At 67.7% G+C, this 20,544-nt stretch carries 26 protein-coding genes; 24 read left to right on the forward strand and 2 right to left on the reverse strand.

Features of this window, described 5'->3' with window-relative positions; translation table 11 throughout:
* The first annotated feature begins 6 nt into the window (after positions 1-6).
* The 8 genes from rplF to map all read left to right on the forward strand — a co-directional run bounded on the left by rplF (position 7) and on the right by map (position 5,252).
* Positions 7-543 (forward strand): 50S ribosomal protein L6, encoded by a 537-nt coding sequence (rplF, locus tag QZV81_RS05230; protein WP_292827841.1) that lies wholly within the window; start codon positions 7-9, stop codon positions 541-543.
* 2 nt (positions 544-545) lie between these two features.
* Positions 546-905: a 50S ribosomal protein L18 gene (rplR, locus tag QZV81_RS05235; RefSeq protein ID WP_292827838.1), complete on the forward strand. Its 360-nt coding sequence runs from the start codon at positions 546-548 to the stop codon at positions 903-905.
* 32 nt (positions 906-937) lie between these two features.
* The gene (gene rpsE, locus QZV81_RS05240; protein WP_292833889.1) at positions 938-1,585 is read left to right on the forward strand and encodes a 30S ribosomal protein S5; all 648 of its coding nucleotides are present in this window, start codon (positions 938-940) and stop codon (positions 1,583-1,585) included.
* Entirely contained in the window at positions 1,585-1,770 is a 186-nt protein-coding gene (gene rpmD, locus QZV81_RS05245) for a 50S ribosomal protein L30 (protein ID WP_292833829.1), read from the forward strand. Before rpsE ends, rpmD begins: the two co-directional genes overlap by 1 nt.
* Positions 1,770-2,369: a 50S ribosomal protein L15 gene (rplO, locus tag QZV81_RS05250; protein ID WP_292833832.1), complete on the forward strand. Its 600-nt coding sequence runs from the start codon at positions 1,770-1,772 to the stop codon at positions 2,367-2,369. The genes rpmD and rplO overlap by 1 nt, the downstream gene beginning before the upstream one ends.
* A gap of 134 nt (positions 2,370-2,503) precedes the next feature.
* Positions 2,504-3,832, forward strand: coding sequence for a preprotein translocase subunit SecY (gene secY / locus QZV81_RS05255; RefSeq protein ID WP_292833835.1), 1,329 nt, complete (start codon positions 2,504-2,506; stop codon positions 3,830-3,832).
* On the forward strand, positions 3,829-4,425 hold the full coding sequence (locus QZV81_RS05260) for an adenylate kinase (protein ID WP_292833838.1): 597 nt from the start codon (positions 3,829-3,831) through the stop codon (positions 4,423-4,425). The genes secY and QZV81_RS05260 overlap by 4 nt, the downstream gene beginning before the upstream one ends.
* Positions 4,425-5,252, forward strand: a complete 828-nt coding sequence (gene map, locus QZV81_RS05265) for a type I methionyl aminopeptidase (protein ID WP_292833891.1) — start codon at positions 4,425-4,427, stop codon at positions 5,250-5,252. The genes QZV81_RS05260 and map overlap by 1 nt, the downstream gene beginning before the upstream one ends.
* Positions 5,253-5,303: 51 nt before the next feature.
* On the opposite strand, the gene QZV81_RS05270 is transcribed toward map, so the two are convergent.
* Complete coding sequence (locus QZV81_RS05270) at positions 5,304-6,326, reverse strand: hypothetical protein (protein ID WP_292833841.1); 1,023 nt, start codon at positions 6,324-6,326, stop codon at positions 5,304-5,306.
* A gap of 265 nt (positions 6,327-6,591) precedes the next feature.
* On the opposite strand from QZV81_RS05270, the gene QZV81_RS05275 reads away from it, so the two are divergent.
* The 14 genes from QZV81_RS05275 (at position 6,592) to glmM (ending at position 16,602) form a co-directional block, all read left to right on the forward strand.
* Complete coding sequence (locus tag QZV81_RS05275) at positions 6,592-7,278, forward strand: thioredoxin domain-containing protein (RefSeq protein WP_292833844.1); 687 nt, start codon at positions 6,592-6,594, stop codon at positions 7,276-7,278.
* A 137-nt stretch (positions 7,279-7,415) separates the two neighbouring features.
* The gene (gene infA, locus QZV81_RS05280) at positions 7,416-7,637 is read left to right on the forward strand and encodes a translation initiation factor IF-1 (protein WP_017201569.1); all 222 of its coding nucleotides are present in this window, start codon (positions 7,416-7,418) and stop codon (positions 7,635-7,637) included.
* Between the two features lie 79 nt (positions 7,638-7,716).
* Positions 7,717-7,833, forward strand: coding sequence for a 50S ribosomal protein L36 (rpmJ, locus tag QZV81_RS05285; protein WP_005050492.1), 117 nt, complete (start codon positions 7,717-7,719; stop codon positions 7,831-7,833).
* Positions 7,834-7,968: 135 nt separating this feature from the next.
* Positions 7,969-8,343, forward strand: a complete 375-nt coding sequence (gene rpsM, locus QZV81_RS05290) for a 30S ribosomal protein S13 (RefSeq protein WP_292833847.1) — start codon at positions 7,969-7,971, stop codon at positions 8,341-8,343.
* A 42-nt stretch (positions 8,344-8,385) separates the two neighbouring features.
* The gene (gene rpsK / locus QZV81_RS05295) at positions 8,386-8,784 is read left to right on the forward strand and encodes a 30S ribosomal protein S11 (RefSeq protein ID WP_283716036.1); all 399 of its coding nucleotides are present in this window, start codon (positions 8,386-8,388) and stop codon (positions 8,782-8,784) included.
* 151 nt (positions 8,785-8,935) lie between these two features.
* Entirely contained in the window at positions 8,936-9,925 is a 990-nt protein-coding gene (locus QZV81_RS05300; protein ID WP_292833855.1) for a DNA-directed RNA polymerase subunit alpha, read from the forward strand.
* 43 nt (positions 9,926-9,968) lie between these two features.
* Positions 9,969-10,556, forward strand: a complete 588-nt coding sequence (gene rplQ / locus QZV81_RS05305) for a 50S ribosomal protein L17 (protein ID WP_292833857.1) — start codon at positions 9,969-9,971, stop codon at positions 10,554-10,556.
* Positions 10,557-10,678: 122 nt separating this feature from the next.
* Positions 10,679-11,566: a carbohydrate kinase gene (locus QZV81_RS05310; RefSeq protein WP_292833859.1), complete on the forward strand. Its 888-nt coding sequence runs from the start codon at positions 10,679-10,681 to the stop codon at positions 11,564-11,566.
* 13 nt (positions 11,567-11,579) lie between these two features.
* Positions 11,580-12,404: a tRNA pseudouridine(38-40) synthase TruA gene (gene truA / locus QZV81_RS05315; protein WP_292833862.1), complete on the forward strand. Its 825-nt coding sequence runs from the start codon at positions 11,580-11,582 to the stop codon at positions 12,402-12,404.
* 35 nt (positions 12,405-12,439) lie between these two features.
* Positions 12,440-13,114 carry an endonuclease/exonuclease/phosphatase family protein gene (locus tag QZV81_RS05320; protein WP_292833865.1) on the forward strand — a complete coding sequence of 225 codons (675 nt, stop codon included), beginning with the start codon at positions 12,440-12,442 and terminating at the stop codon, positions 13,112-13,114.
* A 115-nt stretch (positions 13,115-13,229) separates the two neighbouring features.
* Complete coding sequence (locus tag QZV81_RS05325; protein ID WP_292833868.1) at positions 13,230-14,069, forward strand: universal stress protein; 840 nt, start codon at positions 13,230-13,232, stop codon at positions 14,067-14,069.
* A 221-nt stretch (positions 14,070-14,290) separates the two neighbouring features.
* Positions 14,291-14,737 (forward strand): 50S ribosomal protein L13, encoded by a 447-nt coding sequence (rplM, locus tag QZV81_RS05330; RefSeq protein ID WP_292833871.1) that lies wholly within the window; start codon positions 14,291-14,293, stop codon positions 14,735-14,737.
* Between the two features lie 27 nt (positions 14,738-14,764).
* Positions 14,765-15,250: a 30S ribosomal protein S9 gene (gene rpsI / locus QZV81_RS05335; RefSeq protein WP_292833874.1), complete on the forward strand. Its 486-nt coding sequence runs from the start codon at positions 14,765-14,767 to the stop codon at positions 15,248-15,250.
* A gap of 8 nt (positions 15,251-15,258) precedes the next feature.
* The gene (glmM, locus tag QZV81_RS05340; RefSeq protein WP_292833877.1) at positions 15,259-16,602 is read left to right on the forward strand and encodes a phosphoglucosamine mutase; all 1,344 of its coding nucleotides are present in this window, start codon (positions 15,259-15,261) and stop codon (positions 16,600-16,602) included.
* A 17-nt stretch (positions 16,603-16,619) separates the two neighbouring features.
* Here glmM and QZV81_RS05345 read toward each other — a convergent pair whose 3' ends face one another.
* Positions 16,620-17,561, reverse strand: a complete 942-nt coding sequence (locus QZV81_RS05345; protein ID WP_292833880.1) for a Ppx/GppA phosphatase family protein — start codon at positions 17,559-17,561, stop codon at positions 16,620-16,622.
* Positions 17,562-17,594: 33 nt separating this feature from the next.
* Between QZV81_RS05345 and coaA the strand changes: the two genes are divergently transcribed.
* Positions 17,595-18,542 carry a type I pantothenate kinase gene (gene coaA, locus QZV81_RS05350; RefSeq protein WP_292833883.1) on the forward strand — a complete coding sequence of 316 codons (948 nt, stop codon included), beginning with the start codon at positions 17,595-17,597 and terminating at the stop codon, positions 18,540-18,542.
* A gap of 60 nt (positions 18,543-18,602) precedes the next feature.
* Positions 18,603-20,453, forward strand: a complete 1,851-nt coding sequence (gene glmS / locus QZV81_RS05355; RefSeq protein WP_292833886.1) for a glutamine--fructose-6-phosphate transaminase (isomerizing) — start codon at positions 18,603-18,605, stop codon at positions 20,451-20,453.
* The last annotated feature ends 91 nt before the right edge of the window (positions 20,454-20,544 follow it).

Below are 20,544 nucleotides of genomic sequence, written 5' to 3' on the forward strand. Positions count from 1 at the left end.
TCTGACATGTCGCGTATTGGACGTCTTCCGATCGACATCCCCGCTGAGGTGACCATCTCGGTCAACGGGCAGGAAGTCGCGGTCAAGGGCCCGAAGGGCGAGCTCGCGCTCACCGTCGCACGCCCCATCGAGGTCAAGATCGAAGAGGGTCAGGTGCTCGTCAGCCGTCCCGATGACGAGCGCGAGTCGCGTTCGCTGCATGGCCTGACCCGCACCCTCATCAGCAACAACATCATCGGGGTGACCCAGGGCTACACCAAGGGCCTCGAGGTCGTCGGCACCGGTTACCGCGTCGCGCAGAAGGGCGGCTCGGTGGAGTTCGCCCTCGGCTTCTCGCACCCGGTGCTCGTCGAGCCGCCCGCGGGCATCACGTTCACGGTCGAGGGCAACAACAAGGTCACCGTGAGCGGCATCGACAAGCAGGCGGTCGGCGAGGCCGCTGCGAACATCCGCAAGATCCGCAAGCCCGAGCCCTACAAGGGCAAGGGTGTGCGGTACGCCGGCGAGGTCGTTCGTCGCAAGGCCGGAAAGAGTGGTAAGTGACCATGGCTGTCAAGACAAAGACTCAGGCGCGTACGCGCCGTCACGCCCGCCTTCGCAAGAAGGTCGTCGGCACCGAGCTGCGTCCGCGCCTGGTCGTGACCCGCTCGGCCCGCCACGTCTTCGTCCAGGTGGTCGACGACGCCAAGGGTCACACCCTGGCATCGGCATCCACCCTCGAAGCGGACCTGCGGGCGTTCGACGGTGACAAGACCGCCAAGGCGCGCAAGGTCGGCGAGCTCGTCGCCGAGCGCGCGAAGGCCGCAGGCATCGAGGACGTCGTGTTCGACCGCGGCGGCAACCGCTACGCGGGCCGTGTCGCGGCGATCGCCGATGGCGCCCGCGAGGGAGGTCTGAACCTGTGAGCGATGCAACTGTGAATGTGGAGAACACCGAAGTGACCGAGCCGACTGCTGTCGTCGAGGAGGCGCCCGTGGAGCGCGAGCGCGAGCCGCGCCGCGGTGGCCGCGAGCGCAGTCAGACGCGTGACCGCGGTGGACGCGATGCCGAGAAGAGCCAGTTCCTCGAGCGCGTCGTGACCATCAACCGGGTGTCGAAGGTCGTCAAGGGCGGTCGTCGGTTCAGCTTCACGGCGCTGGTCGTGGTGGGTGACGGCAACGGACTCGTCGGTGTGGGCTACGGCAAGGCCCGCGAGGTGCCCCTGGCCATCTCGAAGGGTGTCGAAGAGGCCAAGCGCAACTTCTTCCGTGTGCCGCGCTCCGGCTCCACCATCCCGCACCCCGTGCAGGGTGAGGCCGCCGCGGGCGTCGTACTTCTGCGTCCGGCAGCCGCCGGTACCGGTGTCATCGCCGGGGGTCCGGTGCGTGCCGTGCTCGAGTGCGCCGGCATCCACGATGTGCTCTCGAAGTCGCTCGGCTCGTCGAACACGATCAACATCGTGCACGCGACCGTCACCGCGCTCAAGCAGCTCGAGGAGCCGCGTGCCGTCGCCGCTCGTCGTGGTCTCGACTTCGACCAGGTGGCTCCGGCTCGTCTGATCCGTGCCGAGGCTGACGCCGCGGCCGCTGCAAAGGCAGGTGTCTGATGGCCGCGCGTCTGAAAGTGACCCAGGTAAAGTCCAAGGTGAGCGAGAAGCAGAACCAGCGCGACACGCTGCGTTCTCTCGGTCTGAAGCGGATCAACGACTCCGTCGTTCGTCCCGATGACGCGCAGACGCGCGGTTACATCCAGACCGTCGCGCACCTCGTCAAAGTTGAGGAGATCGACTGATGGCTGAGAAGGCCGCGAAGGCGACCGAAGAGGTCGCCGTGAAGAACGCCCCCGCCCAGAAGCCGGCCGCCAAGAAGGCGCCGGCCACGAAGGCAGCGGATGCGAAGGAAGTGGTTGCGCCCAAGAAGGCATCGACGAAGAGCCACGCCGTGGCGACGCGTCCCGGCGTGCTGAAGGTGCACCACCTGCGTCCCGTCCCCGGGTCCAACAAGGCCAAGACCCGCGTTGGCCGCGGTGAGGGCTCGAAGGGCAAGACGGCCGGCCGTGGCACCAAGGGTCAGAAGGCCCGGTACCAGGTCAAGGCCGGCTTCGAGGGTGGGCAGATGCCGCTCCACATGCGCACGCCGAAGCTGCGCGGCTTCAAGAACCCGTTCCGCGTCGAGTACCAGGTGGTCAACCTCGAAAAGCTCGCGGAGCTGTACCCGACCGGCGGCGACGTCACCATCACGGACCTCGTCGCGAAGGGCGCCGTGCGCAAGAACGAGAAGGTCAAGGTGCTCGGCACCGGCGACATTTCGGTCAAGCTCACCGTGTCGGTCGACAAGGTCTCGGGCTCGGCCGAGCAGAAGATCGTCGCCGCGGGCGGTTCGATCAAGTAATCCACGGCAGGGGCCGGCCCGAATCTCGATTCGCTCGAGAACCGGTGCCGGTCCCTGTTGCCGTACGCTGGGAAACCGGTGCTCCCGAGGCACCCGCCACCACCGCGGGCGGAAATCCCACTGGAGGAAATTTCTTGTTCAGCGCAATCGCGCGGGTCTTCCGCACACCGGACCTCCGGCGGAAGATCGGCTTCACTCTGGGCGTCATTGCCATCTATCGCTTCGGTGCGCACGTGCCCGCGCCGTTCGTGAGTTTTCCGAACGTTCAGGTGTGTCTCGAACAGACGGGGTCCGCCAGTGAGGGCCTGCTCTCGCTCGTGAATCTCTTCTCCGGTGGCGCGCTGCTGCAGCTGTCGATCTTCGCGCTCGGGGTCATGCCCTACATCACGGCCACCATCATCGTCCAGCTGCTCCGTGTCGTGATCCCTCATTTCGAGACTCTGTACAAGGAAGGCCAGGCGGGCCAGGCCAAGCTCACGCAGTACACGCGCTACCTGACCATCGCGCTCGCGCTTCTGCAGTCCACGACGCTCGTGACCGTTGCCCGCTCCGGCCAGCTCTTCGGCGCGACCAGCATCGCCGAGTGCAACGCGCTGCTGACCAACACGGCCTGGTGGGCGCAGCTGCTGATGATCATCACGCTGACGGCTGGCACCGGCCTCATCATGTGGTTCGCCGAGCTCGTCACCGAGCGGGGCGTCGGCAACGGCATGTCGATCCTCATCTTCACCTCGATCGCCGCGACCTTCCCGGCCGCCATGTGGTCGATCCAGGTGGCACGCGGCTTCGAGGTCTTCCTTCTCGTGATCGCCGTCAGCATCGTCGTGGTGACTCTCGTCGTCTTCGTCGAGCAGTCCCAGCGCCGCATCCCTGTCCAGTACGCAAAGCGCATGGTCGGTCGCCGCACGCTCGGCGGCACCAACACCTACATCCCGATCAAGGTCAACATGGCCGGCGTCGTGCCCGTCATCTTCGCGTCGTCGCTGCTGTACATCCCGGCGCTGGTCGCCCAGTTCAACCAGACTCCGGACGCCGACGGCAACATCCCCGGGTGGGTCACGTGGATCCAGTCCTATCTGACCACGGGCGATCACCCGTTCTACATGATCCTGTATTTCCTGCTCATCGTCGGGTTCACATACTTCTACGTTGCGATCACGTTCAACCCGGTCGAGGTCGCCGACAACATGAAGAAGTACGGCGGCTTCATCCCCGGCATCCGTGCCGGTCGTCCCACCGCCGAGTATCTTGACTATGTACTCACCCGCATCACGCTGCCGGGCTCCATCTATCTGGGCTTGATCGCGCTGCTCCCGCTGATCGCGCTGGTGACGGTCGGCGCCAACCAGAACTTCCCGTTCGGTGGCGCGTCGATCCTCATCATCGTCGGGGTGGGGCTCGAAACGGTCAAGCAGATCGACGCGCAGCTGCAGCAGCGCCACTATGAAGGGCTATTGCGATGACCTCTCGACAGGCCGCACGTTTGCTGATTATCGGGCCGCAGGGCTCGGGCAAGGGCACCCAAGGGGTGCGGATCGCCGAGTTGCTGAAGATTCCGGCGGTGTCCACCGGCGATGTCTTCCGCGCGAATGTGAAGGACGGCACCGAGCTCGGACTCCAGGTGCAGGCGATCATCGAGGCCGGCGACCTCGTTCCGGACGAGCTGACTTCGGCGATCGTGCGCGATCGCCTGGCGCAGGCGGATGCCGCATCCGGCTTCCTGCTCGACGGGTATCCGCGCAACCTCGGCCAGGTCGGCGATCTGGATGGGTTCCTCGAGGGTCGCGGTGAGCAGCTCACGGCCGTCATCGAGCTCTCCGTCCCCCGGGACGAGTCGATCCGGCGCCTGTCGCTGCGCGCGGCCGAGCAGGGGCGCAGTGACGACAACGCGGAGTCGATCGCCAAGCGTCTCGCGATCTACGAATCCGAGACGGCGCCGATCCTCGACGTCTACCGCTCGCGGGGAATCGTCGACTCGGTCGACGGCGTCGGCTCGCTTGACGAGGTGTTCGAACGCGTCGTCTCGGCTCTCGCAGCGCGCGGCATCACGGCGTGATGGGGCTGCGCCGCTCGCTGTACAAGACTCCCGCACAGCTGCGGACGATGGTGGAGCCCGGCCTGATCACGGCGGCATCCCTCGACGCGGTGCGCGCACTGGTGGCTCCCGGCGTGACGACCGAAGAGCTGGATGCCGCGGCATCCGCCGTCATCCGCGGCCGCGGCGCGGAGTCGAACTTCATGCTCGTTCGCGGGTATCGCCACACGACGTGCATCTCGATCAACGACCAGGTCGTCCACGGCATCCCGGGCTCGCGCGTGCTGGAACCCGGAGACATCGTGTCGATCGACTCGGGCGCGCAGTTCCAGGGCTGGAACGGAGACTCTGCGATCACGGTCGTGGTGCCCGGTGGGGATCCCGCTGTGGCGACCGCGCGGCAGCGTCTGTCCGATGTGACCGAAGGATCGCTGTGGGCGGGGATTGCCGCGCTCGCCTCGGCGCGCCGCGTGGGTGAGATCGGCGATGCGGTGCAGAGCTCTATCGAGGCCCAGGGCTCGTACGGCATCCTGCGCGATTACGTGGGGCACGGCATCGGCCGCGCGATGCACGAGGGGCCCACGGTGTTCAACTATCGCGTGCCGGACCTCGGCCCCGAGGTCAAGCCCGGGCTGTGCCTCGCGATCGAGCCGATGGTCACCGGCGGGACTGATGTCACGTTCGTCGAAGACGACGACTGGACCGTGTCGACGGTCGACGGCAGCGACGGCGCGCACTGGGAGCACAGCGTCGCCGTGCACGAGAGCGGCATCTGGGTGCTGACGTCACCCGACGGGGGCGCCAGCGCCCTCGCGCCCTTCGGCGTGACGCCCGTCCCCATCGCGTAGTCCGGCGCGAGAAACCGCTTCTGCGGGAGACATCGCCGCAGCGCTGATTTCTCACACGTGATGTGGTTTCTCGCCAGCACCGATCGCGGGCGTCGGCGCCGGCAAGTTGCGGCGGGATTCCGCCCGTAGCGTCGCGATGAGAGCGCGCTGCTCGGGGCGTTCCACGCGCACACCCGCTTGCTGAAGTGCGCGGGCGACCGGCGTCACTCGGTAGGGGTCACGCGGTTCCCATCGCGCCACGCGGTGGCCGTGTCGGCGCAGTCGATCCTCGCGGCGCTTCTCGTTCGCCAGGGCGCGGGATGCGGCGGCGGGATCGGCGAGGTCGTACTTTCCCCAGCCGTCCGCTTCGCCCACTGCGCGTGCCGCGCGGAAGGTGAAGTCGCAGCGATCCAGGGAGCCTTCGTAGCGATACTCCACCTGCGGCTCGGGCATCTCGAATCCCGCCCACAGGATGAGGGCGTGACTGACCGCCTCGTGGGGCGACTCGATCCGCTCGTCGACGAGAGCCCACACCTCCCTCTGTATGGCCGCACCGCGCGCGGATGGTCGTTCGCGCGCGCGTTCCCGCAGCGCGGAGATGCTGAGCCTGCCGCCCTGCGCAGGCGCGACGACGGCATCCGCGGCGGCCAGCCCGTGCGCGGGGGGCAGCACCCGCGTGAGGTCGACGGCCGTGTCGAGCAGTGAGGTCACCCGGATGCCGCCGACGTCCACGACCTCGCGTGATTGCGCCCCGGTGTGCACGCAGACGTCGCCGAATCGGCGGGACGAGGTGCGGCGCGAGTCATAGACGTGCAGATCACGGGGATGCCCGAAGAGCGGGATGCCGTGCACGACGGCGGCCGACTCGAGACACAGCGTGACGTCAGGCGCGGCGCGCAGCAGCGCATGCACCCGGACGTGGTAGCGGCGCCAGGCCGGCAGCCTCGCCCATGCGGCGGCATCGACATAGATGCCCGAGCGGACACGATGGTACTCCGGAGCGGGGACGCGGATGCCGAGCGCCCGAGCTTCCCGAGAGGTCATCAGGGCGAGCGGGGAGGTGATCGCGGCGCGATCGGAGAGAGTCTGCGGCATCCATTCAGGGTGCTCCTGCTCGCACGCGGCCGAAGCGATTCCGCCCGCGATTGTGAACAGTCCGCGAGGTGATTCGCCTGGGGAGGAGGCGACGCCGTCGCCGAGAAACCGCGTTCCGCTCGAGAAACGTGTGCTCAGCTGATTTCTCGCGGGTATGTGGTGTCTCGAGGCCGGCGAGTCCGCAGATGGCTCACGGAGAACGCATAGGGGCGGATAGGGGAAGATAGAGGCGATAAACGGCAGCGAGAGAGAAGGCAGCACCAACATGGCACAGGCAGCAGCGGGCAAGACCAACTGGTTCGCCGTGTGGGTGAGCGTCGCCGTGGTCGCCGTCGTGGCACTCGTGATCGCCCTCGTCGTGTGGATGAACAACACCGCCAATGACCCGGGCACGCTCCCCAGCGGATCAGGGATCGACCAGTCGACCGGGGCGATCATCGTCGGTGACGGGGAGCAGTCGCTCGACGTCTACCTCGACTTCATGTGCCCGATCTGCGGTCAGTTCGAGTCGACCTACGGCGACGAGATCCTCGATCTGGTCAACGACGGCACGATCACACAGAACATCCACCCGATTGCGATCCTCGACAGGTTCTCGCAGGGAACGGCGTTCTCCACTCGTGCGGCGAACGCGATGTACTGCGTGGCCGAAGCCGAACCGGATGCCGCGATCCCGTTCATGCGGGCGATGTTCGAACAGCAGCCGGCGGAGAACTCCGCGGGCCTCACCGATGACCAGATCCTCGAGATCGCGGCCGGCGTCGGCGTCGACGGCATCGACTCCTGTGTCTCAGAGGGCACCTACACGGACTTCGTGGCGGCGATGACCGACAAGACACCGGTGCAGCCGGGATCGACGGGGGTCGGCACGCCCACCCTGGCGATCAACGGCGAGGTCATCTCGAACTCGACGATTCCGGCTGCGGGGCAGTTCGCCACGCTCTTCCCGTAATCGGATGGGGCGGTTTGCCGCATCCTCCACTATCACGTACACTGGATCTTTGGTGCCTTGCGCCTTCATTGGCGTGTCATTGCACCGAACAACCCATCCACCGCAGACCGGCCGGTCTGCCCAGCGTTAGCGAGCGTATGGCGAAGAAAGACGGAGTCATCGAGATCGAGGGTGTGATCTCCGAGGCCCTGCCCAATGCGATGTTCCGCGTTGAGCTCAGCAACGGACACAAAGTCCTCGCGACGATTTCCGGCAAGATGCGGCAGAACTACATCCGCATCATCCCCGAGGACCGAGTCGTCGTGGAGCTCTCGCCCTACGACCTCACCCGCGGGCGCATCGTCTACCGCTACCGCTAGACCCGGTCGAGAAGTAACGCCCCACGGTCCTGAGCTCCTCGAGGGAATCGTGCCCGGCGAAGACAGCGAAAGAAACATCATGAAGGTCAACCCCTCCGTCAAGCCCATCTGCGATCACTGCAAGGTCATCCGTCGCCACGGTCGCGTCATGGTCATCTGCAAGTCGAACCCGCGCCACAAGCAGCGCCAGGGCTGATCCGCCGACGGCAGAGGGCAGCGCGCAACTGAATACACATCGGCAGGTTCAGATCCCCGCGAGGGGGGACACCCCGGGCTGGAGGCCCGGGCACCGATCCTGCTCCACACCTCCACTACTCCTAGGAGATACCGCATGGCACGTCTTGCCGGCGTTGACATCCCGCGCGACAAGCGCGTCGTGATCGCCCTCACCTACATCTACGGCATCGGCCGTACCCGTTCGGTCGAGATCCTCAAGGCCACCCAGATCGACGAGTCGATCCGCGTCAAGGACCTCACCGACGACCAGCTGATCGCCCTGCGCGACCACATCGACGCCGAATACAAGGTGGAGGGTGACCTTCGCCGCGAAGTCGCCGCCGACATCCGCCGCAAGGTGGAGATCGGCTCGTACCAGGGCATCCGCCACCGCCGCGGCCTTCCCGTGCGCGGTCAGCGCACAAAGACCAACGCGCGTACCCGCAAGGGCCCCAAGCGCACCGTCGCCGGCAAGAAGAAGGCGCGCTAAGGCGCGGCCGTCGGCTCTCACAGGTTCTAGGAGAAAACGCACATGGCACAGGCCAAGTCCGCAGCGCGCAAGCCGCGCCGCAAGGAGAAGAAGAACATCGCGCTGGGCCAGGCCCACATCAAGTCGACGTTCAACAACACGATCGTCTCGATCACCGACCCTTCGGGCGCCGTGATCAGCTGGGCGTCCTCGGGTGGTGTGGGCTTCAAGGGCTCGCGCAAGTCCACCCCCTACGCCGCCGGCATGGCCGCCGAGTCGGCCGCCCGTCAAGCGCAGGAGCACGGCGTCAAGAAGGTCGATGTCTTCGTGAAGGGTCCGGGCTCGGGCCGCGAGACCGCGATCCGTTCGCTGACTGCCGCCGGCCTCGAGGTCGGCTCGATCAGCGACGTGACGCCGCAGGCTCACAACGGCTGCCGTCCCCCCAAGCGCCGGCGCGTCTGACTCTTCGACTGACACAGGAACCCCCTGGGCGGTTCCTGTGTCAGTCGGTCGCATTTCCTGACGGATGCCGCTGTCATCCGTCCTCACAAAACTCAACACCTCACCACCCACACGTGTCATATAGCGGTCACGTGATCGAAAGGAACACATAGTGCTCATTGCACAGCGTCCCACTCTGACCGAGGAGAAGATCGGCGAGTTCCGCAGCCGGTTCGTCATCGAGCCGCTGGAGCCCGGCTTCGGCTACACGATCGGCAACGCGTTGCGGCGCAGCCTGCTGTCGTCGATCCCCGGCGCCGCCGTCACCAGCATCCGGATCGACGGAGTGCTGCACGAGTTCAGCACCATTCCGGGAGTGAAGGAGGATGTCACCGAGATCATCCTCAACATCAAGCAGCTGGTCGTCTCTTCCGAGCGGGACGAGCCCATCACGGCGTACCTGCGCAAGACCGGCGCCGGTGAGGTCACGGCCGCTGATATCTCCGCTCCTGCCGGTGTCGAGATCCACAACCCCGAGCTCGTCATCGCGACGCTCAACGACTCGGCCAAGTTCGAGCTCGAACTGACGATCGAGCGTGGCCGCGGCTACGTCTCGGCGACTCAGAACCGCAACGAGTACGCCGAGGCGGGCCAGGTGCCGATCGACTCGATCTACTCGCCGGTGCTGAAGGTCAGCTATCGCGTCGACGCGACCCGCGCGGGTGAGCGCACCGACTTCGACAAGCTCGTGCTGGACGTCGAGAGCAAGTCGTCGATGTTGCCCCGCGACGCTGTGGCATCGGCCGGCCGCACTCTCACCGAGCTGTTCGGGCTGGCGCGCGAACTGAACGTCGAGGCTGAGGGCATCGAGATCGGGCCCGCACCGGTCGAGCAGGTGCTCACCAACGAGCTGTCGATGCCGATCGAGGACCTCGATCTGTCGGTTCGCTCCTACAACTGCCTCAAGCGCGAGGGCATCAACAGCGTGTCCGAGCTCGTCGCACTCTCCGAGACGCAGCTCATGAACATCCGGAACTTCGGCCAGAAGTCGGTCGACGAAGTGCGCGACAAGCTCATCTCGCTCGGCCTGTCGCTGAAGGACTCGGTCCCCGGGTTCGACGGCGCGCACTTCTACGGCGGCTACGACGACGAAACCGTCTGAGCCGCCCGGCCCTCGCTGACATCTTTGACCTGGAGTAACTGACATGCCCAAGCCCACCAAGGGTCCCCGCCTCGGAGGCGGCCCCGCACACGAGCGCCTGATGCTTGCGAACCTCGCCGCAGCGCTCTTCACCCACAAGTCGATCACGACGACCGAGACCAAGGCCAAGCGCGTGCGTCCGCTCGCCGAGCGCCTGATCACGTTCGCCAAGCGCGGCGACCTGCACGCTCGTCGCCGCGTGCTGGCGGTCATCGGCGACAAGGGCGTCGTGCACGAGCTCTTCACCGAGATCGCGCCGCTCGTCGCCGACCGCGAGGGCGGCTATACCCGCATCACGAAGATCGGCAATCGCAAGGGTGACAATGCTCCCATGGCCGTCATCGAGCTCGTGCTCGAACCGGTGAACCCGAAGCCGAAGTCGGCCAAGAAATCGGCAGCGGCCCCGGTCGCCGAGCCCGCGCCCGAGGCCGAGGCCGAGGTTCCCGCGCCCGCGCCCGAGGCCGAGGCCGAGGCCGAAGAGACGCCCGCCGTCGATGAAGCCGCCGACGCCGGAGCGGAGTCGCCCGAAGAAGGCGCCGCCGCCGAGGCTGCGGCGGAGGAGGCCGTCGAGGCCCCCACCGAGGAGAAGTAGGACTCTCTCCCACTTTCGTGAAGAAGCCCGCGCCGCGCAACGGTGCGGGCTTCTTCACGTCTGGGGGCAGGCCGGGTCGGACGAGATGCGGATGCTGGGGCGCGGTCGGCCAGACTGGAGCCATGGCATCACAGGTCCTCGTGATCGGCGAAGCGCTCATCGACATCGTCGACAGCGCCGGCGAGCACCGTGAGCTCGTCGGCGGGAGTCCCGCCAACGTCGCGGTCGGGCTCGCGCGGCAGGGGCACGATGTCCGACTGCTCACCCGGCTGGGCCGTGACGCGCGCGGCTCCCGGATAGCCGCGCTCGTGGCCGCGTCCGGTGTGGTCGTCGCGGACGAGTCATGGACGGATGCCGCCACCCCCACGGCACGGGCGCGCCTCCGCGCCGACGGTTCGGCAGAGTACGAGTTCGCGATCGACTGGAGGATTCCCGCGCCATCCCTCGGCAGCGCGTCAGCCGTTCACGCCGGGTCGATCGCTCTGTTCCTCGAGCCGGGCGGCGGCACGGTGCTCGCGGCACTCCAGAACGCGGCCGGGCGTGCGCTCGTCACGGTCGACCCGAACATCCGCCCCTCGCTCGTGGGCGAGCACCGGGGCGCGCTTGCGCGGTTCGTGGCCGCTGCCCGCGCGGCGGACCTCGTCAAGCTGAGCGACGAAGACGCGGCATGGCTGTTCCCGGGGCTGCCGCCGGAGCAGGTCCTCGCCGAGATCGGTTCGCTCGGACCCCGGATCGTCGTGCTCACGCGCGGGGGACAGGGCGCACTCGGACTGGGACCCGGAGGGATCAGCGAGGTCCCGGCGTTCCCGGTCGATGTGTCCGACACGATCGGCGCCGGCGATGCCTACATGGCGAGCCTCATCTCCAGCGCCCTCGACGATCCTCGGATGTTCGAGTCTGCGGCGGTGTTCGAGCGGGCGCTGCGGCGGGCGGCGGTGATGGCCGGGATCACGGTCTCTCGCCCCGGCGCGAATCCCCCGACACGCGGCGAGGTAGACGCCGCTCGCTGAGTAGGCTGGGGCCGTGCGCCTGCGCCTCGACATCGCCTACGACGGCACCGGCTTTCGAGGCTGGGCGCGACAGCCTGAGTTGCGTACGGTGCAGGGCACGCTCGAGGCCGCGATCGCCCGCATCCTCGGCGGCAACCCGCAACTGGTCGTTGCGGGGCGGACGGATGCCGGAGTCCACGCGAGCGGACAGGTCGCCCATCTCGACCTCACCGACGCGCAGCGCGAGCGGCTCGCCAAGGGCCGCACCCCCGAACCGCAGGCTCTGGCCGCTCGCATCAACGGTGTTCTCGGACCGTACCCGGACGTCGTCGTCCGCACGGTCTCCGAGGCCGCCGCGGGCTTCGACGCGCGGTTCTCGGCGGTCTGGCGACGCTACGAATACCGCATCGCGGATCGGGGCTACGACCCGCTCGAACGAAACCGCACGACGACCGTGAGCGCGCCGCTCGACGTCGGGGCGATGGATGACGCGGCCCGGTCTCTGCTCGGGCTCCACGATTTCGCGGCCTACTGCAAGTGGCGCGAGGATGCGACCACGATCCGCACTCTGCTGGAGTTCGGGTGGCGTCGCAACGCTCACGGCATCCTGATCGCGAGCGTGAAGGCGGATGCCTTCTGCCACAGCATGGTGCGCGCACTGGTGGGCGCGTGCGCGGCGGTCGGCGAGGGGCGCCTCGAGCGCGCGGACGTCGTTCGGCTCCGCGACGAACGGCTGCGCACGAGCGCGTTCAAGGTGCTGCCGGCGCGCGGCCTCACGCTGTCGGAGGTCGGCTACCCGGCGGATGCGCTGCTCGCTGCGCGTGCCGAGCAGACCCGCGCACGCCGAGACGCAGACTGAGCGGATCCCAAGGTGCGACGAATAGGCTGGCGCCGATGAAAGTCATCTCGTACAACCTCAACAAGCACAAGGCCGTCGGCGAGCTCGACGACCTCGTAGAGTCGACGTACGCCGACATCCTCTGCCTGCAGGAGGCGGTGACCGAGGCTCTTCCTGCCAAGATCGCCAGCCTGCAGCTGGCCGACGCCACGGCACGCAATCGCCTCGGATTGGCCGTGTACTACCGGCGGAACGCGTTCGAGGCGCTCGAGATCCGTGCCGTCGCGTTGAAGAAGTCCCTCCACGACCGCGTGCTCAAGCCCGCGGAAGAGCGGATGCTGGCGGTGCGGCTGCGCGACATCGATGACGGCCGCGACTTCACGGTCGCGAGCTTCCACGCCGCGCCGCTCACGGCGCTCAACTCGCTGCGCCGCAAGCAGATCCAGGCGGCGCTGGCGGAGCTGTCGACCCTGGGTGCGGATCTGCCGATCCTGATGGTGGGCGATTACAACTACCCCGTCTTCAAAGAGAACCTCAGCGAGAAGGTGCGTGAAGCCGGCTACGAGCTGACACTGAGCGATGCGCGGACGTACACCCGCTACAAGTTCTTCAAGGGTCATTACGACTTCGCGACGTCCGTCGGCGTCGACATCGGTGACATCACGACCCTGCCGCAGGGGCTGAGCGACCACCTGCCGATTCTCGTCACCGCAGAGCTGAGCCGGCGCTGAGCCGGGTCACAGCCGGGAGTGTCCGCGGGCGGGGTTTCTCCGGCCCGTGCGCGTGCGCCCCACGTGATTGCTCGATAGCGTGGGCGGAGAGCTGGCTCCATCGGAGGGACGAACCATGGCTGAGAGAATCATCGTCGGTGTCGCGGGCGGACCCGTGTCGGACCGAGCTGTGGACTGGGCAGCCGCGCGGGCGCGCGCGCGAGAGGAGAGCCTCGAGCTCATCGCCGTCGTCGGCGGCGCCGTGGGGGCCGTCGGTGAGCCATCCGTCCTCGAGAGCGCGACTCAGGCGGCGCACGACATGCTCGATGCACAGGTCGCGCGCGTCGGACCGGGCATTCCGATCACGACGCGAGTCCTGACCGGCAACCCCGTGGCGCACCTGATCGACGCGTCGGCGGATGCCGGACTGCTGGTCATCGGCAGCGACTACCGGGGTCCGGATCACGGGCCCGCGCGCGGGCCCCATGGCACACGGATCGCGGCGGGCGCGAAGTGCCCCGTGGTCGTCGTACCCGACGTCACGCAGGTCGGGCGCTCGGGGATCATCGTGGGGCTCGACGGCTCGCCCCTCTCGGAGCGAGCCCTCGCGTTCGCGGCGAGCGAGGCCGACCGCTGGGGAGAGCCGCTCACGGCGATCAGTGTGTGGACCCCCTTGTCGGCACCGCGCAACACCCTCGCGGTGTACCCCGACATGTATCTGGCGAATATGCAGGCGATGACGGAAGAGATGCAATCGCTCGCGCTTGCCGGCGTTTCCTCCGACTACCCCGATCTCGTGGTCGAACGCGTGGTGGTACAGGGGCATCCATCGCAGGTGATCAATTCGCGCGCGGCCGGCGCGAGGATGATCGTGCTCGGAACGCACGGGCGTGGCGCGCTCGCACGGTTTCTTCTGGGCTCGGTCAGCCACGAGGTGCTCGAGCGGCTGGTGACGGTCACCGCCGTCGTGCGCTGAGCGGCGGCAGTCGGCCGTGAGGCCTCCCCGGCGGCACGGTTTGGTCCCGGCATCCGGATGCCGTAGTGTTGACCCTTGGTGTGCGGCTCTGCTGATCCGGCACCGCGAACGTGAGCCCTCCACTGGCCCTTCGGCAGGCTCAGGGACCGATGTCCCCTGGCGAAGCACCCCGGAGTGGGATTCACGAACCTCTCCGTTCGAATCAAGAAAGCAGCACTATTGTGACGCGCACCTACACCCCCAAAGCCGGTGAAGTGACCCGGGAGTGGGTCGTCATCGACGCGACCGACGTCGTCCTCGGACGCCTCGCCTCGCACGCCGCGACCCTCCTTCGCGGCAAGCACAAGCCCACCTTCGCGAACCACATGGACACCGGTGACTTCGTCATCGTGATCAACGCGGAGAAGGTCGCCCTGACCGGTCAGAAGCTCCAGCAGAAGATGGACTACCGCCACTCGGGCTACCCGGGCGGACTGCGCTCCACGTCGTACGCCGAGCTTCTGGAGAAGAACCCGATCCGCGCCGTCGAGAAGGCGGTCCGCGGAATGCTCCCCAAAAACAGCCTGGGACGCCAGCAGCTGTCGAAACTGAAGGTCTATGTGGGCTCCGAACACCCGCACGCGGCCCAGCAGCCCACCACGTACACCTTCGGCCAGGTCGCCCAGTAAGCGCGACGAGAGATACAAGGACAACTCATGGCGAAGATCGCTGATTCCATCGAAGAGACTCCCGAGAGCTACACCACCGAGAGCGAGGCGGCCCCGGTCGTCGCGGCCCCTCGCCCCGTGCTCTCCGTTCCCGGCGCCGCCGTCGGCCGCCGCAAGCAGGCCATCGCCCGCGTGCGGCTGGTTCCCGGCACCGGCACGATCACGGTCAATGGGCGCACGCTCGAGGACTACTTCCCCAACAAGCTGCATCAGCAGCTGATCAACGACCCGTTCACGGTGCTCGATCTGGTCGGCGCGTACGACGTGATCGTCCGCATCTCCGGCGGGGGCCCTTCGGGTCAGGCCGGTGCGCTGCGCCTCGGCATCGCGCGCTCGCTCAACCAGATCGACGCCGAGAACAACCGCGCCACCCTGAAGAAGGCCGGCTTCCTCTCGCGTGACGCTCGCGTCATCGAGCGTAAGAAGGCTGGTCTCAAGAAGGCCCGCAAGGCGCCGCAGTACTCGAAGCGCTAGATCGCTTCATGGCGCTGTTCGGTACGGACGGTGTGCGTGGGCTGGCAAACGGCCCCCTCACCGCCGACCTCGCGCTCACCCTGGCCCAGGCGACTGCTGTCGTCCTGGGCCAGGGGCGTATCGCAGACGCGCGCCGCGCGGCGGGCAAGCGGCTCACCGCCGTCGTCGCTCGCGATCCGCGCATTTCGGGCAACTTCCTCTCGTCTGCCGTCGAGGCGGGGCTCGCCTCGTCGGGCGTCGATGTGCTCGATGCCGGCATCCTCCCGACCCCCGCCGCCGCGTTCCTGATCGCCGACATCGACGCTGACTTCGGAGTGATGATCTCGGCATCCCACAATCCGGCTCCAGACAACGGAATCAAGATCTTCGCGCGGGGTGGCGTCAAGCTCCCCGACCATGTCGAGAAGCGCATCGAAGAGGCCATGACGGGCGAGAAGCTGCGGCCCACGGGTGCCGACGTCGGTCGCGTCGAACGGTTCTCGGATGCCGAGGACCGCTATGCGATCCACCTGCTCGCGTCGCTGACCCACCGCCTCGACGGACTGCACGTCGTGCTGGATTGCGCACACGGTGCGGCATCCGGAGTCTCGCCCGAGACCTTCCGCAATGCAGGCGCACGCGTGACGGTGATCGGCGCGGATCCCGACGGGATCAACATCAACGACGGCTACGGATCGACCCACCTCGAGCGTCTCGCGGCCGAGGTCGTGCGCACCGGCGCCGATGTCGGCATCGCCCACGACGGCGATGCCGATCGGTGCCTCGCGGTGGATGCCGCGGGCAACATCGTCGACGGCGACCAGATCATGGCGGTTCTCGCCGTCGCGATGAAGCGCGACGGGCGGCTGAAGGACGACACCCTCGTGACCACGGTGATGAGCAATCTCGGGCTGCACCGCGCGATGGAGGCTCACGGAATCCATGTCGAGACCACGGCGGTGGGCGACCGGTACGTGCTCGAGCGCATGACGGCCGGCGGGTACTCGCTCGGCGGCGAGCAGAGCGGCCACGTCATCATGAGCCGCTTCGCGACGACCGGTGATGGTGTTCTCACCGGGTTGCACCTCTGCGCCGAGATGGCGCGGACGGGGCGGTCCCTTGCGGACCTGGTCTCGGTCATGACCGTGTTCCCGCAGGTTCTGATCAACGTGCGCGGGGTCCCGCGCTCGCGGGCGACGGACGATGACGTCGTCGAGGCCGTGGAGGCCGCCTCGGCCGCACTGGGTGCCGCGGGCCGTGTTCTCCTGCGTCCCTCGGGTACGGAGCCGATGGTGCGCGTCATGGTCGAGGCGGTCACCACGGACGATGCCCGGCGCGTCGCCGAGCGCCTGGCCGAGATCGTCCGCGGCTGACTCTTCGGTGCTCGGCGTCAGCCGGGCTCGTTCCAGCTGAGCGACTCGATGTAGCGCAGCAGAACGCCCTCGCGGAGCGCCCAGGGTGAGACTTCGAGCTCGTCGGCGGAGAGCGCGGTCATCGCGGTATGGAGGACGACGGCGGCCGCCACGATCTGGAAGGTGCGGTCCGCGGTGATCCCCGGCAGTTCTTGACGGGCGGATGCCGGCAGGCGCGCGAGCCGCGGAATCCACGACCCGAGCGCCGCGCGGGGCAGCAGCATCCGCTCGCTGCCGCTCCATCCCGGAGCGGGGTATCCGGCGAGTTTCGCGAGGGACCGGATGGCCTTGGACGACCCGACGATGTGGTTCGGGCGGGGCTGACCCGCCATGAGATCGACAACCGGCGCGAGCGCTCTGCGGGCGTGTGCACGGAGATGCTCGACGGCCTTCTCGCCGGGAGGGTCGTTCGGGAGGAACTCGACTGTCGTCCGCCCCGCGCCCAGTGGCACGGATGCCGCGACCTCCGGCAGCTCATCGGCTCCGGCAGCGAGCTCGAGCGACCCGCCGCCGATGTCGAAGAGCAGGATCTGTCCGGCCGACCACCCGAACCAGCGGCGGACGGCCAAGAAGGTGAACCGTGCCTCGGACTCTCCGCCGAGAACCTGCAGCTCCTGGCCGAGGGCTTCCTCGATCCTGGCGATGACGGCGGCGCCGTTGGTCGCCTCGCGCACCGCGCTCGTGGCCGTCGCGAGCAGTTCGACCACGTTCTCGGCCTCGGCCGTCGCGCGCGCCTGGGCCACGGCATCCACCAGCGCCGCGACACCGGGTTCGCTGATCGATCCGTCGGGCTGGAGGTAGCGCATCAGCCGCAGGACGGTGCGCTGGGAGGTCGCCGCGAGCGGACGCCCGCCGGGGTGCACATCGGCGACGAGCAGGTGGACCGTGTTCGAGCCGATGTCGAGTACTCCCAAGCGCATTCGATCAGCGTATCGACAGATAGAGTGGGCGCGATGTCCACCGAAGACGCGACGCTCGCAGTCGACTCGCTGTATCGCGAGGTCGGCCGTTCCGAGTGGGCGCGGCTGGCCGCGGGCATGCCTAATCCGCTGAGCGAGACCGAAGTCGTGCAGCTGCGCGGTATCGGGGACCGGTTGGATCTTGCGGAGGTCCGAGAGGTCTACCTGCCCCTCAGCCGGCTGCTGTCGACCTACGTCGAGAACACGAAACGGCTCGGCGCGGAGACAGCCGACTTCCTCGGGGAGCCGGACTCCACGACGCCCTTCGTCCTGGCGGTGGCGGGGTCGGTCGCCGTGGGCAAGTCGACGATCGCCCGCCTGCTGCGCGAGCTCATGAGCCGCTGGCCCGGCACGCCTCGCGTCGAACTGGTCACCACCGACGGGTTCCTCCACCCCAACGCTGAGCTCGATCGCCGCGGGATCATGGACCGCAAGGGGTTTCCCGAGTCCTACGACCGCCGCGCGCTCGTGCGCTTCCTGATGGACGTGAAGTCCGGTGCTCCCGAGGCGCGGGCGCCGTTCTACTCGCACGTGCGGTACGACATCGTGCCTGACGCGCAGATCACGGTGCGACGCCCGGATGTCGTCATCGTCGAGGGGTTGAACGTCCTCTCACCCCCTCCGCGCCCGAACGAGATCGCCGTCAGCGACCTGTTCGATTTCTCGATCTACGTCGACGCCGACGTCGACGACATCGCGTCCTGGTACGTCAGCCGGTTCCTGACTCTCCGCCGAAGTGCCTTCAACAACCCGAACTCGTTCTTCAAGGTGTTCGCGGAGCTGTCCGACGAGGAAGCCATGACCACGGCGATGGGGTACTGGAACCACACCAACCTTCCGAACCTGCGCGAGAACGTCGAGCCCACTCGGCACCGCGCGACCCTGATCCTGAAGAAGGGTGCCGACCACTCGGTCGAGCGCGTGCACCTGCGCAAGCTCTGACTTCCGCCAGGGCGCTGCCCGGAAGAGTCGGCAAGGCGGATGCCGCCTACCATGGTCGCTATGTGTGGAATCGTCGGATACGTCGGCCCGCGGCCGAGCCAGGCCATCTTGATCTCAGGCCTTGCCCGTCTCGAGTACCGGGGTTACGACTCGGCCGGAATCGCCGTGATCGACGCCGATGGGCACTTGGGACTGCGCAAGCGCGCCGGCAAGCTGCAGGTGCTGCGCGACGATCTGGCGACGCACCCGATGGCGGACGGCACGACCGGGATCGGCCACACACGCTGGGCGACGCACGGCGGTCCGAGTGATGCGAACGCGCATCCGCACCTCGCCGACGACGGCAAGCTCGCCGTCATCCACAACGGCATCATCGAGAACTTCGCCGAGCTGAAAGACGAGCTCCTCGGCCAGGGCTTCACCTTCCGCTCCGAGACCGACACCGAGGTCGCGGCCGTGCTGCTCGGTCGGGAGTTCGCGGCATCGGGTGACCTCGTCGCGGCGTTCCGCACGGTCGCGGCGCGTCTCGAGGGTGCCTTCACTCTCCTCGCGATGCATCAGGAACGGCCAGGTCTCGTCGTCGGAGCGCGCCGCAACTCGCCGCTCGTCATCGGATTGGGCGAGGGCGAGAACTTCCTCGGCTCCGACGTCGCAGCGTTCGTCGAGCACACGCGCAACGCGCTTGCGATCGGGCAGGATCAGATCGTCGCGATCACGCCCGCGGGCGTCTCGGTCACCGACTTCGCCGGCAACGCGGTCGACGTGGAGCCGTTCGAGGTCGTGTGGGACGCCTCGGCGGCGGAGAAGGGCGGCTGGTCTTCCTTCATGGCCAAGGAGGTCTCGGAGGAGCCCGAAGCGGTCGCCAATACGATCCGCGGTCGTGTGCACGACGATGCGGTCGTCATTCCCGAGCTGTCCGGGATGGACGAGCTTTTCGCGGGCATCCACCGCATCATCATCGTCGCCTGCGGCACGGCCGCGTACGCCGGCATGGTCGGGAAGTATGCGCTCGAGCAGTGGACGCGTGTGCCGGTCGACGTCGAACTCGCGCACGAGTTCCGCTATCGCGATCCGGTGATCGGGGAGGACACGCTGGTCGTCTCGATCAGTCAGTCGGGCGAGACGATGGACACGCTCATGGCTGTGAAGTACGCGCGCGAGCACGGAGCGAAGACGCTGTCGATCTGCAACACGCAGGGCGCGACCATTCCGCGCGAATCGGATGCGATCGTCTATACGCATGCCGGTCCCGAAGTGGCCGTCGCCTCGACGAAGGCTTTCGTCGCCCAGATCACCGCGCTCTACCTGCTGGCGCTGCACGTCGGGCGCATCCGAGGGGTCCTGTCCGCGGCCGAATCGGCGGCTCACGTGCATGAGCTTCAGGGGATCCCCGGCAAGATCTCGCGGGTGCTCGCGGAGGAGCAGGCCCACATCGAGCAGTTCTCGCACTGGATGGCCGACACGCAGTCGGTGCTGTTCCTCGGGCGCCATGTCGGGTATCCGATCGCTCTCGAGGGTGCACTGAAGCTCAAGGAGATCAGCTACATCCACGCCGAGGGCTTCGCCGCCGGAGAGCTGAAGCACGGACCGATCGCGTTGATCGAACCGGGCCAGCCGGTGTTCGTCATCGTGCCGTCGCCGCGCGAATCGGCCGAGCTGCACAGGAAGGTCATCTCCAACATCCAGGAGGTCCGCGCACGCGGGGCACGCGTCATCGTGGTCGCCGAAGAGGGCGACGCCGCCGTTCTGCCGTTCGCCGACGAGGTGCTGCGCATCCCGCTCGCGGCCCCTCTGTTCGAGCCGCTGCTGGCGGTCGTCCCGCTGCACATCTTCGCGATGGGTCTCGCGACGGCCAAGGGCCTGGACGTCGACCAGCCCCGCAACCTCGCGAAGTCCGTGACGGTGGAATAGCCCACCCGCCCGCGAGACACCTGCTGTGCCCCGAGACACCGGTCCACAGCGGGGGTCTCGGGGCAGTGACGGTGTCTCGCGGTTGTGGGTT

Source organism: Microbacterium sp. (genome assembly GCF_011620665.1).
In the GTDB taxonomy this organism is placed as follows: Bacteria; Actinomycetota; Actinomycetes; order Actinomycetales; family Microbacteriaceae; genus Microbacterium.

Excerpts from the sequence above, each read along its gene's own strand:
- rplF (WP_292827841.1), top strand. The coding sequence starts at position 7 with ATGTCGCGTATTGGACGTCTTCCGATCGACATCCCCGCTGAGGTGACC.
- rplR (WP_292827838.1), top strand. The coding sequence starts at position 546 with ATGGCTGTCAAGACAAAGACTCAGGCGCGTACGCGCCGTCACGCCCGC.
- rpmD (WP_292833829.1), top strand. The coding sequence starts at position 1,585 with ATGGCCGCGCGTCTGAAAGTGACCCAGGTAAAGTCCAAGGTGAGCGAG.
- rplO (WP_292833832.1), top strand. The coding sequence starts at position 1,770 with ATGGCTGAGAAGGCCGCGAAGGCGACCGAAGAGGTCGCCGTGAAGAAC.
- QZV81_RS05260 (WP_292833838.1), top strand. The coding sequence starts at position 3,829 with ATGACCTCTCGACAGGCCGCACGTTTGCTGATTATCGGGCCGCAGGGC.
- map (WP_292833891.1), top strand. The coding sequence starts at position 4,425 with ATGGGGCTGCGCCGCTCGCTGTACAAGACTCCCGCACAGCTGCGGACG.
- QZV81_RS05270 (WP_292833841.1), bottom strand. The coding sequence starts at position 6,326 with ATGCCGCAGACTCTCTCCGATCGCGCCGCGATCACCTCCCCGCTCGCC.
- QZV81_RS05275 (WP_292833844.1), top strand. The coding sequence starts at position 6,592 with ATGGCACAGGCAGCAGCGGGCAAGACCAACTGGTTCGCCGTGTGGGTG.
- infA (WP_017201569.1), top strand. The coding sequence starts at position 7,416 with ATGGCGAAGAAAGACGGAGTCATCGAGATCGAGGGTGTGATCTCCGAG.
- rpmJ (WP_005050492.1), top strand. The coding sequence starts at position 7,717 with ATGAAGGTCAACCCCTCCGTCAAGCCCATCTGCGATCACTGCAAGGTC.
- rpsM (WP_292833847.1), top strand. The coding sequence starts at position 7,969 with ATGGCACGTCTTGCCGGCGTTGACATCCCGCGCGACAAGCGCGTCGTG.
- rpsK (WP_283716036.1), top strand. The coding sequence starts at position 8,386 with ATGGCACAGGCCAAGTCCGCAGCGCGCAAGCCGCGCCGCAAGGAGAAG.
- rplQ (WP_292833857.1), top strand. The coding sequence starts at position 9,969 with ATGCCCAAGCCCACCAAGGGTCCCCGCCTCGGAGGCGGCCCCGCACAC.
- QZV81_RS05310 (WP_292833859.1), top strand. The coding sequence starts at position 10,679 with ATGGCATCACAGGTCCTCGTGATCGGCGAAGCGCTCATCGACATCGTC.
- QZV81_RS05320 (WP_292833865.1), top strand. The coding sequence starts at position 12,440 with ATGAAAGTCATCTCGTACAACCTCAACAAGCACAAGGCCGTCGGCGAG.
- QZV81_RS05325 (WP_292833868.1), top strand. The coding sequence starts at position 13,230 with ATGGCTGAGAGAATCATCGTCGGTGTCGCGGGCGGACCCGTGTCGGAC.
- rpsI (WP_292833874.1), top strand. The coding sequence starts at position 14,765 with ATGGCGAAGATCGCTGATTCCATCGAAGAGACTCCCGAGAGCTACACC.
- glmM (WP_292833877.1), top strand. The coding sequence starts at position 15,259 with ATGGCGCTGTTCGGTACGGACGGTGTGCGTGGGCTGGCAAACGGCCCC.
- QZV81_RS05345 (WP_292833880.1), bottom strand. The coding sequence starts at position 17,561 with ATGCGCTTGGGAGTACTCGACATCGGCTCGAACACGGTCCACCTGCTC.
- coaA (WP_292833883.1), top strand. The coding sequence starts at position 17,595 with ATGTCCACCGAAGACGCGACGCTCGCAGTCGACTCGCTGTATCGCGAG.
- glmS (WP_292833886.1), top strand. The coding sequence starts at position 18,603 with ATGTGTGGAATCGTCGGATACGTCGGCCCGCGGCCGAGCCAGGCCATC.